General features: G+C 69.3%; 10 protein-coding genes. 4 read left to right on the top strand and 6 right to left on the bottom strand.

Annotated elements, in window-relative coordinates:
* Positions 1–3: 3 nt before the first annotated feature.
* Complete coding sequence (locus WDM94_02865; protein MEJ0011566.1) at positions 4–1344, bottom strand: PAS domain S-box protein; 1341 nt, start codon at positions 1342–1344, stop codon at positions 4–6.
* A 186-nt stretch (positions 1345–1530) separates the two neighbouring features.
* On the opposite strand from WDM94_02865, the gene msrA reads away from it, so the two are divergent.
* Positions 1531–2058, top strand: a complete 528-nt coding sequence (msrA, locus tag WDM94_02860; protein MEJ0011565.1) for a peptide-methionine (S)-S-oxide reductase MsrA — start codon at positions 1531–1533, stop codon at positions 2056–2058.
* 6 nt (positions 2059–2064) lie between these two features.
* Here msrA and WDM94_02855 read toward each other — a convergent pair whose 3' ends face one another.
* From WDM94_02855 to WDM94_02835, 5 genes are all read right to left on the bottom strand, one after another.
* Positions 2065–2238 carry a hypothetical protein gene (locus WDM94_02855; protein MEJ0011564.1) on the bottom strand — a complete coding sequence of 58 codons (174 nt, stop codon included), beginning with the start codon at positions 2236–2238 and terminating at the stop codon, positions 2065–2067.
* Between the two features lie 73 nt (positions 2239–2311).
* Positions 2312–3046 carry a TfuA-like protein gene (locus tag WDM94_02850; GenBank protein ID MEJ0011563.1) on the bottom strand — a complete coding sequence of 245 codons (735 nt, stop codon included), beginning with the start codon at positions 3044–3046 and terminating at the stop codon, positions 2312–2314.
* A complete protein-coding gene (locus tag WDM94_02845) occupies positions 3043–4290 on the bottom strand; it encodes a YcaO-like family protein (protein ID MEJ0011562.1) in 1248 nt (415 codons plus the stop codon). The genes WDM94_02850 and WDM94_02845 overlap by 4 nt, the downstream gene beginning before the upstream one ends.
* A 31-nt stretch (positions 4291–4321) precedes the next feature.
* Entirely contained in the window at positions 4322–4528 is a 207-nt protein-coding gene (locus WDM94_02840) for a hypothetical protein (protein MEJ0011561.1), read from the bottom strand.
* A gap of 129 nt (positions 4529–4657) precedes the next feature.
* Positions 4658–6628 carry a BTAD domain-containing putative transcriptional regulator gene (locus WDM94_02835; GenBank protein ID MEJ0011560.1) on the bottom strand — a complete coding sequence of 657 codons (1971 nt, stop codon included), beginning with the start codon at positions 6626–6628 and terminating at the stop codon, positions 4658–4660.
* 236 nt (positions 6629–6864) lie between these two features.
* On the opposite strand from WDM94_02835, the gene WDM94_02830 reads away from it, so the two are divergent.
* The 3 genes from WDM94_02830 (at position 6865) to WDM94_02820 (ending at position 13651) form a co-directional block, all read left to right on the top strand.
* The gene (locus WDM94_02830; GenBank protein MEJ0011559.1) at positions 6865–7296 is read left to right on the top strand and encodes a helix-turn-helix domain-containing protein; all 432 of its coding nucleotides are present in this window, start codon (positions 6865–6867) and stop codon (positions 7294–7296) included.
* Positions 7297–7552: 256 nt separating this feature from the next.
* On the top strand, positions 7553–9379 hold the full coding sequence (locus tag WDM94_02825) for an autotransporter assembly complex family protein (protein ID MEJ0011558.1): 1827 nt from the start codon (positions 7553–7555) through the stop codon (positions 9377–9379).
* A 12-nt stretch (positions 9380–9391) separates the two neighbouring features.
* Positions 9392–13651: a translocation/assembly module TamB domain-containing protein gene (locus tag WDM94_02820; protein ID MEJ0011557.1), complete on the top strand. Its 4260-nt coding sequence runs from the start codon at positions 9392–9394 to the stop codon at positions 13649–13651.
* Positions 13652–13711: the final 60 nt, after the last annotated feature.

The raw sequence follows: 13711 nt of genomic DNA, 5'->3' as shown, positions 1-13711 counted from the left end.
CGCTCAAAGGCGAGCCGATTGTGCAGCTCGGTCAGGACGTCGTGGGGTGGCCGAGTGGGCGAGTTCCTTCTGCAGCTTGCGACTGGTGGTGACATCCTGGAACACGAGCACCGCGCCGATGATGCGGCCGTCGGGCATCTGCAACGGCGCCGCGGTGGCACGCACGTCGCGCCTCTCATTGTCCCGGCCGATCAGGACGAGATTGGAGTCGAGGCAGACCAGCTTGCCTTCCGCGAGGCATCTGGCGACCGGGCTGGCCGCGGCGCGGCCTGACTCTTCCTCGAAAACGGAAAAGACCTGCTCGAGCGTGCGGCCGGCGGCGTCCGCGGGGTTCCAGTCCGTCATCATGGCCGCGATGGTGTTCATGAACGTCACGCGGCCGGCGGCATCGGTCGAGATGACGCCGTCACCGATGGATTCGAGGGTTACGCGAAGGCGTTCCTTCTCGGCCGCGAGCTCTTCCTCGGCGAGCTTCAGCCGCGTGATGTCGGTGTCGGTGCCAATAGTGCGAACGGCGATGCCGTTGGCGCCCCATTCCACCGGCCGGCCGCGGCTCAGTATCCAGACATAGTGGCCGTCGCGATGGCGCTCGCGATACTCGATCGTGTTGTATTCATGCTCGCCAAAGGCCTGCTTGGGGGCGGCGGCGCGCACCCGCGGCACGTCGTCTGGATGTACCCGGGTCAGCCAGACCTCCATGCCCGGGTCGATCGGTTCATCAAGCGGAATGCCGCGCATGAACCGCCACATGCGCGAGTAGTACATCTGGTCGGTACGCAGATCGTAGTCCCATACGCCCTGTCCAGCCGACTCCAGGGCATAGGCGAGGCGGCTCTCCGAATAGGCCACCGCCGCTTCGGCGCGCTTCTGGCCGTCGATGTCGATGATCTGCACGCTGATGTGGGCGGGTTCGCCGGGGCGATCCGCCTTGAGCAGGCATGCGCGCGCAGAGACCCAGACGGTGACGCCATCGCCGCGGATCAACTGACATTCGGCACGATTGTCGTCGCTCTCGCCCGAAGCCAGGTAGATGATCCGGAGAACGCTCGCGGCGTCGGCGCCGACCATGAGGCTTTTGATATCCCGACCCGGGCCCTCGCCGCGCGCACAGCCGACGATGTCGTGGAAGGCGTCATTGGCCTGGACCAACCGGCCCTCGAGGTCGATCAGGGCCATGCCGACTAGGGTCTTTTCCACTGCCTTGCGCTGCCAGGTGTCGGCCCGATCCTGGGAAACGACCTTGGCGCTCGCGGCTTTGGTGCGGGCTCGCTCCATGCCGCAATTTACCGTGCGGCCGTTAACGGGCGTTTTCTGAAACGGGTAGTTCTGTACCTCTACAGCCAAAGGTAAATACCTCCCCTCGGCGAGCGCGGGCGCGGCGCCGAGTCCGCTGCCACCTGAAAAATCCAGACTCTACAATCACTTAGCGGTGCCGGGTTTCATTTCTCTGCGCACGCTATACCTTGATGCGGCTGGCGGGCGCCGCACGCCTTGGCCGGACGGCGCCGGCAAAGAAAGAGGAGCGTTACCATGGCAACGACAGAACGGGCCCTGCTCGCGGGCGGATGCTTCTGGGGCGTCCAGGACCTCATCCGCCGCCAGCCGGGCGTCATCTCCAGCCGCACCGGGTACTCGGGCGGCGACGTGCCCAACGCGACCTACCGCAACCACGGCACCCACGCCGAGACGCTCGAGGTGGTCTTCGACCCGAACGTCATCAGCTTCCGCCGGCTGCTGGAATTCTTCTTCCAGATTCACGATCCGACCACGCGCAACCGGCAGGGCAACGATGTCGGGACGAGCTACCGCTCGGCAATCTTCTATACGAGCGAGGCGCAGCGGCAGACTGCCGAGGACACCATCGCCGACGTCGAAGCGTCAGGCCTGTGGCCGGGCAAGGTGGTGACGGAGGTGACGCCGGCCGGGCCGTTCTGGGAAGCCGAGCCGGAGCATCAGGATTATCTCCTGCACTACCCCAACGGCTATACGTGCCACTTCATCCGGCCGAACTGGGTGCTACCGAAGCGCAGCGTTGCCTACGCGGAGGCGGCGCGGTAAGCGCCGCTACTGCATCCGGCCGAGGCTCTGCTCGGCGCCGCTTTCGGCGTGCATCGGATTGTCGAGGGCGCGGGTGGCCAGCGCCAGGAGATAGGCGGCGAAGCTTTCGTGCTGCGTCTCCGCTTCCAGACGCGCGTATTCGATCAGCCGCTTCAGCGCTTCGCGTTCGGTAGTCTTCACTTCCAAGCACTCCCAGCCATTTCCCGTTGGCGGCGACGCAAGCCGAGGGGGCGTTACGCGAACGTGACAAGGCTCACGCCGCGGCGGCCGCCATATCCCGCCGCCACCCGTCGAGCAGGCGCGTCCACATCTGGGTTTCGGTGAATTTCCAGGCCGCCGGCGGGCCGATTCTGGCGTCCGGCGCGGCTTCCACGGCCGCCACCACGGCAATCGCATCCTCGCGTTTCAGGTCGCGGCGATTTTCGTTAACCAGCCGCGCGATTTCCCCCCGCCGCGGCGAATCGATGGCGGTCGCGGCCACGATTTTGGGCCAGGTGCGCTGCTTGAAGAAGGCGCCAGTCGCAGTCACGAGCAGCGCGTCGTGCTCGGCACCGGAGATCAGCGCGCGGTCGCGGAGGCCGGCGAGCGTCGCGGCGATGTTCACCAGAGGCTCGGTCAGCGCGATGTAGCCCAGTTCCTCCGGCCCGTGCACCTGGCCGACCGCGTCGTCGTCGATGAGCGCGCCGCTGGCGTAGGCCCGGAAGACGGCGCCGACGCCGACCATGCCGTAGGGCGCGCACTCGGCGGCGCGGAGCGCGCCCATGCTGGCGCCGCCCATGACGGTGACGCCCTGCGACAGCGCGTACAGGATCTCCTTGTGCCAGACGGAGGCAATGTTCTCGAAATATCCATCGACGATGCCGATGACGGTGGCGCCTTCGAGCACGGCCTTGGCAACATCGCCGAGCGCTGCCGGGCCGCGGACCTGCGCGATCGCAGCGTGGTCGGCGGCATCGGGCAAGCTTGGTCCGGCGAAGACGATTTTCATGCGGCCCTCAGCATGGCGCGGACGAGACGGCGGCCGGGCTTGCGGTTGCCGCTGCGCGGGTCCTGCTCGAGATCGGGCGCCACGACACGCGCGATGACGAACGGAAAATCCGGCGCCTCGAGCTCGACCAGCACCAGCGAACGGACGCCGGCATCGCGCACGCGCGCGACCAGCCAGTCATGATAGGCGACGAGATCGCGCTCGCCGGTGTAGCCGGCGCCGACCGCCTCGCGCGGCACGCCGTCGCCGGCGTAGAGGCGCAGGTCGGGCGGCAGGGCGCGGGCGTACTCGCCGGGGTCGACGTCGTCGCGCGAGCCGGTGATCGTGGTGAGCCGCGTCTGCACCGCCTCGGTGATGGCGCGGAGCGCAGCGCGGGTGGCGACAGGATGCGCGCCGCTGCCGCTCGCGACATCGACGTATTTCAAGCCGGCGCGCTTGCGCTCGTCGTCGATCAGCACCGCCAGGTACGTCGGCACGCGGATGTCGGACGTCGCGTCGAACAGGCGAAGACGGAAGCCGGCGGCGGCGATCCGGGCGGCCATGTCGGCGACGGTGTCGCCGAGCATGCCCGGCGTGACCTCGCGGCGGGCGACTTCGTCGTCGCCGAGGAAGGACCACAGCGCCATCGCGTCGCGCTCGACGATTTCGCAGAGGCCGTGGATGGATGCCTCGAGGATGTTGGAGCCGGTGCCGAGGCCGTCGCTGGTCTGCCAGTAGCGGCAACCCGGAACATCGGCGACGCGCACGACGTCTTCCGGCATCACGACCGCCGCACCGGAGATCAGGTCGAGGCCCTCGACCCATAGCGCGGATTCATCAGGCGCCGGCGCGCGCTCGCCCTTGCGGAGGTAACGGCCGGCGTCGAGCACGGCGCGGCCGGCGGCGGCGAGGCTCGCGGCGGAGGCGCTGAAGGCGGCCGGGTGCGGCCGCTCGGCGACGGCGATCTCGGCCGCCTCGAAGATGGCGGAGGCGATGGCCGCGTCGTCGTCGATGCCCTTGCCCTGCGAGACGGAAAGGGAGGCGGCGTTCGGCCGGATCGCGGTCCACACCGGGACGCCGATGCGGTCCAAACCGGTGACGCGGGCAAGCCGCGTGATGCCCAGTTGCGGGAAGCAGGCGCGGGCGACATCGGCGGCCTGGCGCGACGACAGCGCGCGGTCGTTGCCGGCGTGGGCGCCGCTGCGGCCCTGCAGCTCCGCGATATGCGCACGGACGCGTGCCGCGCCCCGTTCGGGGCGCGGCACGAGATTGTCGTTCAGACGGCCGCTATGGGCCTCAGTGAGCAACCTGGAGGCGGTTGTGCGCGGACGGGCCCGAGCGGCTCTCCGACACGACCGCGAGGTCGATGCCGCGGACCGTCGTGTCGCCGGCGAGGTCGCCAGCGGCATCGCGATCGTCAATGCGCTCGACCGACTTGCTCTCGACGTCGACGAGCCACATGCCCTCGTCGCCGGCTTCACCGATCAGGAAATATTTCGCCATGAGTCCTCCTTGCCGACAGGCATACGCAAACGCGCACGCAGGACGGCGGTTTCAGCTTTCGACAGGGCGAAGTGGATTGGAGGCGGCGTTATACCGGCGTGACTCGCGGAGCCGGCCTGTGGATAACTTCTATTCGAAGCCGGCCATCTTCAGGCCGACCTCGTAGTGGCGCTGATCGTCGGGGTTTTTGTCCGGCACGATCGACAGCCAGTGGGCGATGCGGAAGTCGGGATACGACTGCAGGAAACGCGCGGCGCACTTCTGCGCCTCGGCGCGGTTGCCGAGATAGGCCCAGGCCGCGGCGGCAATTCGCAAAGCCGGCAACGGGTCGCCCATGTTCTGGATCGCGGCCAGCGCTTCCTCGTAATTGCGGAGCTGGAAGTGGAGGCCGGCGGCATTCCACCAATACTGGTCGGGCGGGATCGGATTGAGCTCCATCGCCCGCTGCACTTTCAGGAGACCCTTGGCCGGCTCACCGGCGTGGCCGAGCGCATCGCCGAAGTCGGAGATGAGGTCGGCGTATTGCGGCCCGAGGCGCTCGGCCTCGGTGAAGTTGGCGACCGCGTCGTCCCAGCGGCGGCGATAGAGATTGCAGAGCGCGATCTCGCGATAGCCGCGCGCGTCGCGATGATCGAGGCTGACGGCGCGGGCGCCGATCTGCTCCGCCTCGTCGAGCAGATCGGTGTCGCCGCGGCCGAGCACCAGCCACTGGCGCTGCGTGGCGCGGGCGCTGCCGCTGTACGCCGGGGCGAAAGACGGATCGGCGGTGACGGCGGTGCGGAAGTGGCGCAGCGCGCGGCGGACCGCCGGCAGGTCCATGTAGCGCAGGTCGCGCTGGCCCATCAGGTACCAGTAATAAGCCTGCGGATGGTCCTCGCGCTCGTGGCGCGCGACCTCGGCATATTCGATGGCGTCGGCGAGCGACGAGGTGATGGCGCTCGACAGCGCGCGATGCGAGGCGGCGAGGCTGTCGGCGGCAAGCGCGTAGGTGTCGGCCCAGGCGATGTCGCGGGTGCGCGTATCGAACAGGCGCACGGCGAGAAGATCGATCTCGCCGCGGCGGCGGAACGCCGTCTCCAGCGCGTAGCCGATGTTGAAGCGGTGCGCCGTGTCTTCGTCGAACTTGCCGGACAATTCCCACGACGTGTGCGGGGCGACGACGCGGATGGTGCGGAGGTTGCAGAGGCCGACGATGGTGTCGTCGAGCACCAGCGAGGCGAGGTCGACCAGCGTGGCGTCGCGGCCGTCAGGCGGCGGCGGCAGGATGACGAGGCGCGGCAGCTCGGCCCGCAACAGCAGGTCGCCGGTCGGCGGCACCTGACTGCGCGCCGCGGCGGCGGGCGAGGTGATCCGCACCGGCCCGGCCTCGGCCTGCAGGCGGTGGAAGGTGGCGAGCGTGGCGGGTTGCGGCACGGCGCCGAGCTCGCGCTCGATCGTGCTGCGGCATCTCTCGAAGGTCGCTGCGACCAGATCGACGGCACCGGCCGCGGCGAAGGCGCGCATCATCGCGCGATACGCCGGCTCGCAGCACGGGTCGATCTCCAGCACGCGGGAGGCGATCTCCTGCACCGTGCGCGGGTTGCCGCGGGCACCGGGCGATTCCAGCAGTTCGCCGAACGCCGCCAGGAACGCATCGCGCGTCGATCGGCGGTTGATCTCGAGCCAGCCGGACAGGTCGCTCTCGGCCACCGCGACGCCGTCGAGCAACTCGCTGCGATAGGCGTCGATGCATGGCTGCCAGTTGGACCAGTCGAGCTTGCCGAGCGCGCCCTGCAGATCGAGCAGGTCGACCGAGGCGCCGGCGAGGTTGAGCGTGACGCTGACGCGGTCGTAGCGGACGAAGTCGATGCCGGCGGCGCGCTGGGTTGCGCTCAGCCGGGTGAGGAGCTGGCGCAGGTTCGCGTTCGCCTTGGCGGCATCCGGCCAGAGGAAGGAGGCGAGCTGGGCGCGCGGCACCGTCAGCTCGCGGACGGTCGTCAGGATGTAGAGGACGAGAATGCCGGCGCGCGCCGGCAAGGCCACCGGGGCGCCGGTGGCGTCGATGAAGCCGGGGCTGCCCAAAAGGCGCAGCCGTGCCTGGCGGGTTGCACTCTGCTGCACGACTATTTTCCTATCCCGCCTATCCTAGGGCGAGATGCGACGGCGGTCTACACGGCACGAGTGCCCTGATTGTACTGCGCCGGCGAGCGCGATCTAAAGGTTAACAGTGACTTAACCATTGGCGCACAGGCTTACGTGTCGCATATGCCGCATACCACTTGTGATCGCCAGGTGCTGTACGTGGCCAGATTGATCGCGGTAGGTTGATATGACGATGTTCGTGGAGAAGAGATTTCGTGGAAAAGACTGATATCCATCCGGTCGATCGTTTCGTCGGCCACAAGCTTCGCCTGGCGCGGACCTCGCGCAAACTTTCCCAGACCCAGCTCGGTGAGGCCTCCGGCATCACCTTCCAGCAGGTGCAGAAATACGAGAAGGGCACCAACCGCGTCAGCGCCAGCCGCCTCTTCGAATTCGCGACCCTGCTCGGCGTCGAGATTTCGTATTTCTTCGACGGCGCCGGCGGCAACATGGATGCGCTGACCGCCGCTCCCGCCCCGAAGTTCGATGTGTCCCAGGTCGATGTCGATATCCTGCGCGCGCTGTGGGCGATCAAGGATCCGCAGTTGAAGCGCAAGCTGCTGGCGCTGATCACCAGCCTGCCGTCGGAAGGCGAGGCCGTGCTGCCGCACGCCCGCGAGGACGGCACCCGGCACGACGTCGCCTAGTACAGCTTCGTACGCTTTCGATTTCCCGAAACGCCCGTTGCGGTCCTCCGCGGCGGGCGTTCGATTTTGTGACAACGGCCTAGATATTTATGGCTACACTCCGCCTTCATGAATAAGCGGCAGACTTCAGCGATTGTTGCGGTTAACCGGCTCTAATCGGGGGCTTCTCGCCGCGGTCCCCGATCGATGGGAAGCTGTTGTTTTGCGTTGTCGCGTATCCCCTCGCCCGCTGCTGGCCTCGCTGCTTGTCCTGGCCGTGGCCGCCGGGACGGCGGAGCCATCGGCGGCGGCGCTCAGCGATTTCTGGCCGTTCAAGAAGAACGCGCCGGCCGAAGTCATCCCCGATCCGGTCGCCTATGCCGTGACGCTGACCGTCACGGGCGCCGACTCGAAGCTGGAGAAGCAGCTCCGGCGGGCCTCGGCTTTGGTCGAACGGCAGAAGACGCCGGCATCGGGCCTGACCGGGCTGATCGCGCGGGCGCGGCAGGACGTGGCGACGCTCACCGCCGTGCTCTACGAGAACGCGCGCTACGGCGCCGAGATCTCGGTGCAGGTCGACGGGCGGCCGCTGGACAAGGTCGGGCCGTTCGACACGATCGCGACGCGGCCGGTGCCGGTCACGGTCGAGATTTCCGCCGGGCCGGAATTCGTGTTCGGCACCGTCACGACATCGGCGCTGCCCGAGGGCGTCACGCTCGACAAGCTCGGGCTTACGCCCGGTAAGCCGGCGAAGTCGGACATCATCGTCAAGGCGGAAGCGACCATCGCCGACGGCTGGCGCAAGAGCGGCCATCCGCTGGTGGCCGTCGGGACGCGCGATACGGTCGCCGACCATCGCACCAATACGCTGGATGTCGGCCTGCATGTCGAGCCGGGGCCGGTGGCGAATTTCGGACGCGTCACGGTAACCGGTACCCAGGACGTCAACGCCGACCTGGTGCTGCGGCGCGCCGGCATTGGCGATGGCGCCTATTCGTCGACGGTGACGCGGCGCGCGGAGACTCGCCTCCGCGATCTCGGCGCGTTCGAAAGCGTGCGCGTCACGCCCGGCGAGGCGCTCGATCCGGACGGCACGATCCCGATCAGCATCGTCGTCGCCGAGCGCAAGAAGCACGTCATCGGCGGCACGGTCAGCTACTCCAACACCGAAGGCGCCGGCGTCGAGGTCTACTGGCGCAACCGCAATCTCTTCGGCGGCGCGGAGCAGCTCGAATTCACGGCGTCGATCTCGCGGCTGTTCCAGAGCGCGCTGACCGATCCCGACTTCCGCCTCGCCGGCAACTTCAAGAAGCCGGCCGTGCTCGACCCGATGACCGACTTTACGCTGCGCGCGGAAACCTATCGCAGGACGACCGACGCCTATCGCGTCACCGCAGCGGAAGGCGAGGTCGGGCTGACGCACATCTTCTCCGACGTTCTCTCGGGCTCGGCGGCGCTCGAATTGTCGCGCTCGCAGACGGTGAGCACGACCGGCGCCGAGGATCACCTGCTGGCGACGCTGACCGGCAAGCTCGACTGGGATGCGCGCGACAACCGGCTCGACCCGACTTCCGGTTTCCGCGCCACGGCCATGGCGGCGCCGGCCTACGACTTCCTCAAGGGCAAGGCGTTCGCGACGTTCAGCACCGATTTCGCCGCCTATCGTCCTTTCGGCGAGGGCGACCGTTTCGTGCTCGCCGGGCGGGTCGCGCTCGCGACGCTCATCGCCGACGACATCATGAACGTGCCCGCCGACCGCCGCCTTTATGCCGGCGGCGCCGGATCGATACGCGGCTATGCGTACAAGAATGTCGCCCCGCGCGATGGGCTCGGCAACATCGTCGGCGGGCAGAGTTTGCTGCTTCTGTCCGGCGAGTTGCGCTACCGCATCAACGATACGTTCGGCGTCGCGGCTTTCATCGACGCGGGCAACGCGTATTCTTCGATGGTGCCGAGCTTCGACAACCTCAAGGTCGGCGTCGGCGCCGGCATCCGCTACCTGACGCCGGTCGGGCCGATCCGGCTCGACGTGGCGGTGCCGCTCAATCGCGGCACCGGCGATCCGGCGGTCGGAATTTATGTCGGCCTCGGCCAGGCCTTCTAGAGAAGGAACGAGATGCGGCGCGTCCTTCGCTATCTCCTGATCGCGGTCGTTGCGGTCGTGGTCGTCGCGGGCCTCGCGCTCGCGACGCCGTTCGGCCGCGGCATCGTCGTCAGCCAGATCGAGAAGGGCGCGGCGGGCGCCGGTCTCGTCGTCGCGATCGACGGCGCATCGGGCTGGCCGCCGTTCACGCTCGGCGCGGCGCGCATCACCATCGCGGATGCCGACGGCGTGTTCGCCGAAATCGACAATCTCGCCATCGACATCAAGACGACGGCGCTGCTCGTCGGCGCGATCAGTTTCGATTCGCTCGCCGCCGACCGGATCGCCATCGCGCGCCAGCCGCACATCGCCGGTGGCGGTGGTGGCGGTGCCGCCCTGCCCTTTGCCGCCAACGCCGTATCGGTGGCACGCTTGGAACTCGGCGCCGATCTCGCCGGACGGCCGGCGGCGCTGGCGCTGACCGGGTCGCTCGTCTCCGGCGCCGGCGGGCGCGTGGCCGGCGAGGTGCACGCCAACCGCATCGACGGTCACACCGGCACGCTCGCGGCGACCTTCAGCCGGGCCAACGGCAGCGCGCCGTTCGCGGCCGACATCGAACTCGCCGAGGACGCCGACGGCATCCTTACCGGCCTGATCGGCCGCGCCAACGGGCCGGGCTACCGCCTCGCCGCCAAGAGCGCCGTCGATGGCGATGCGGTGACTGGTTCGCTGTCGCTTTCCTCCAACGGCGCGGCGCGCTTTGCCGGCGACTTCGCGCTGGCGCCGATTGCGAACGGCGGCACGCACGTCACCGCCAAGGGCGACGGCGACTTCGCCGAGCTGGTGCCGCAGGAGTACGCCGACCTGCTCTCCGGCGCGATCGCGCTTGCCGTCGACGCCGACTGGACGCCGGGGCCCGGCGCACTGCCGGCGATCGCCGTGCGGCAGGGCACACTGTCGACCGGCAACGTCCACGCCGAAGTTTCCGGCTCGTTCAGCGACGCGGTCGCCGACCTCGCGGTGAAGCTCGACGCGGCGAAGGCCGGCGGCGGGACGCTCCGCGTGCCGTTCACCAATCCGCCGACGCGTGTCGAGAATCTCGCGCTCACCGGCAAGGTCGCGCCCTCCGGCGACCGCGTGCGCATGGAACTAGCCGGCCGCGCCACCGGGCTTGCGACCGGCGCGGTGACCATCCCCGGTCTCGGACTTTCGCTCGCGGTCGAGGCGCCGAAGGCGAACCCGCTCGCCGCCGGCCAGTTGCCGTTCGCGGCGCGCGTCGAGGCCGACGCGGTGCAGACGGCGACGGGCCGCATCGAGTCGGTCGGCGGATCGCCCGTCATCCTCGACGCCGACGGCACGTTCGACACGGCGACCTCGGTCGCCACCACGAATGCGAAACTCGGCATCGCCGGCGGCACCGCGACCTTTACCGGCACGCTGTCGGCGGAGGGCGCCAAGGGCGAAGCCGCCGCGGACTTTGCCGACATCCGGCCGCTGGCGCCGCTTGTCGGGCGCAGCGTCGCCGGTGCGCTGTCGGCGAAGGCGTCCGGCACGTTCGCGGCGGAGTCCGCGTTCAAGGTCACGGCGACCGCGACCGACCTCGATCCCGGCGAGCCGACGCTGGCGAAGCTGATGCGTGGGCAAATGCAGATTGCAGCGACGCTTGGCGCGAAGGCGGACGGCTTCACCATCGACGATCTCGCGATCACCGGCGGTGCGCTCAACGCCACCGGCAAGTTCGCGCTCGCGAACGGCACCGTGGTCGGCACGGCCACGGGCGGCATCGCCAACCTCGCGCTGATCGCCGATCAGTCGAGCGGCGCGGCAACATTCGACGCGACGGTGTCGGGCGCCATCGCGCGGCCGGCGGTGAACGCGACCGTGACCATCGCCAGCGGCACCCTGCTCGGCCAGAGCGTCGAGAACGCCACCGTGAAGGTGAACAGCGCGCCGTCCGACACGGGCTGGCTGGCGGCGCTGACGCTGTCCGGCGGGTTCGCCGGCAAGCCGCTGACCGGCAAGGCCAGCGCGACGCTGGATGCGCTGGGTTCCCTCGCATTCCCGGACGTCGATCTCGCGATCGGCGACAACCGCATCACCGGCTCGGTGACGCGCACCGCCGAGGGGCCGTTCTCCGGCACGCTGTCGGTCAGCGCGCCCAACCTTGCGACGCTCGCGGCGCTGGCGCTGGTGCCGGCATCGGGCAGCGGCGAGGCGAAGATCGCGTTCGCGCCGGACGGCGCGCGGCAGTCGCTGGCCGTGAGCTTCACCGGCGACGGCGTCAGCTACCAGACCATCGCGGCAGGCAAGATTTCCGGCGACGTGCACATCGACGATGCGTTCGGGACGCCGCTGGTCACCGGAAACGCGACGGCGACGGCGCTAAACATCGGCGGCTTTCACATCGACACCGCCGACGCGACGGCCAATGTCGCCGGCGGCGCGACGCGCTTCACGGCGACGGCGCGCGGACGCGACATCGATCTGTCCGGCTCCGGTTCGCTCGCCGCCGCCACGGGCGGCAACGCGGTGCGCATCGACGCGCTTAACGGGCGCGCGTTCAACCTGCCGGTGGCGCTCAGCTCGCCGGTGACGATCAACCTCGGCAACGCCGGCTCGGGCATCTCCGGCGCGGTGCTGGCGCTCGGCGGCGGCACGGTGCGCGTCGATGGCGCCGTGGCGCCGCAACTCAATCTCACGGTCGCGCTCGACCAGGTCGCGGCCACCGTCGTGAACGGCTTCGCCCCGACGCTCGGCGCCGAGGGCACGATCACCGGCCAGGCGCGGATCACCGGCCCGGCGGCGGCGCCCGCGATCGCGTGGCAGGCGGACTGGACGGGAGCGCGCGTCGCCGCCACACGCAACGCCGGCCTGCCCGGCCTGACGCTGTCGGCGCGCGGCAACGCCACCGCCAAGACCACGAACCTGACGGCGCGGCTGGCCGGCGCCGGGCTGGCGCTCGACATCGCCGGCGACGTGCCCTTCTCCGGGCCGGGCCTGTCGGTGCGCGCCAACGGCACGGCGCCGCTGGCGCTGCTGGCACTGGAATCCAACCGCGAACTCCGCCTCGCCGGCAACGCACAGGTGAACCTCGCACTCTCCGGCTCGCTCGCCAACGTCGCCACCTCCGGCACGGTCGATCTGAACAATGCGACCGTCGCCGATACCAACACCGGCTTCGGCATCGCCGGCGCGACGGGACGCATCGGTTTCGACGGGCAGCGCGCCACGATCCAGTCGCTGGTCGGAAAACTCGCGCAGGGCGGCGACATCACCGTCGCTGGCTCGGTCGGCATTGCCGACGCCGGATTGCCGGCGCAGCTCACCGTGCGCGTCGCCAACGGCCGCTATGCCGACGGCAACCTGATCAACACGACCTTCAACGCCGACCTCGCCATCAACGGACCGGTCCTCGGCAACGGCACCGTGTCCGGGACGGTCGATCTCGGGCGGACGGAGATACAGTTGCCGGAGCGGCTGGCGGGCTCGGCCACCGCCATCGACGTCAAGCACGTCAACGCGCCGCGCGGCTTCGTGCCGCCGAAGGCGCGCGAGACGGCGAAAGCGCGCGGGCCGGCGGCGGGCAGCGGCGGCCTGCGCCTCGACATCAACCTCACCGGCAACTCCGGCGTCTTCGTGCGCGGCTTCGGCATCGACTCCGAGCTTGGCGGCTCGCTGCACCTCACCGGCACGACCGGCAACCCGCAGACGGCGGGCGGCTTCCAGATGCGGCGCGGGCGCATTGAGGCGCTCGGCCGGCGTTTCGATTTCCAGAGCGGCACGCTGACCTTTGCCGGCGATCTCGTACCGCTGCTCGACTTCGAGGCGCTGGCGACGACCACGGACGGCACCGTGACGCTGCATGTCACCGGGCCGGCGAACGATCCCCAGATCAGCTTCACCTCCTCGCCCGACATGCCGCAGGAGGAGATCCTCTCGCGCCTCCTGTTCGAGCGCAGCGTCGGGACGCTGTCGCCGCTGCAGGCCGCACAACTCATCGACGCGGTAGCGCAGCTCACCGGCGTGTCGTCGGGCGGCGGCATCTTCGCGCGCATCCGCGAGGCGACCGGGCTCGACGACCTCGACATCCGGCAGAGCGCCAATGGCGGCACGACGGTGGGCGTCGCCAAGCGCATCAACGACAACATCCGCGTCGGAGTCGAGGCGGGCACCGACAGCGCCGCCGGCCGGGTGACCATCGACCTCGACCTGACCAAGAATCTCAAGGCGCGGGGCGAGGCCGGGCAGGATGGCTCGGGCAAGGTCGGTCTGACCTACGAGCGGGAATATTAGCCGAACCTCGCGGATTTCGGCCTAATTCGGGGAAAATTGACTCTTTTCCCTAACCTCGCT

The organism is Bauldia sp., assembly GCA_037200845.1.
In the GTDB taxonomy this organism is placed as follows: domain Bacteria; phylum Pseudomonadota; class Alphaproteobacteria; order Rhizobiales; family Kaistiaceae; genus DASZQY01.
This window is presented reverse-complemented; position numbering and strand designations above follow the sequence as displayed.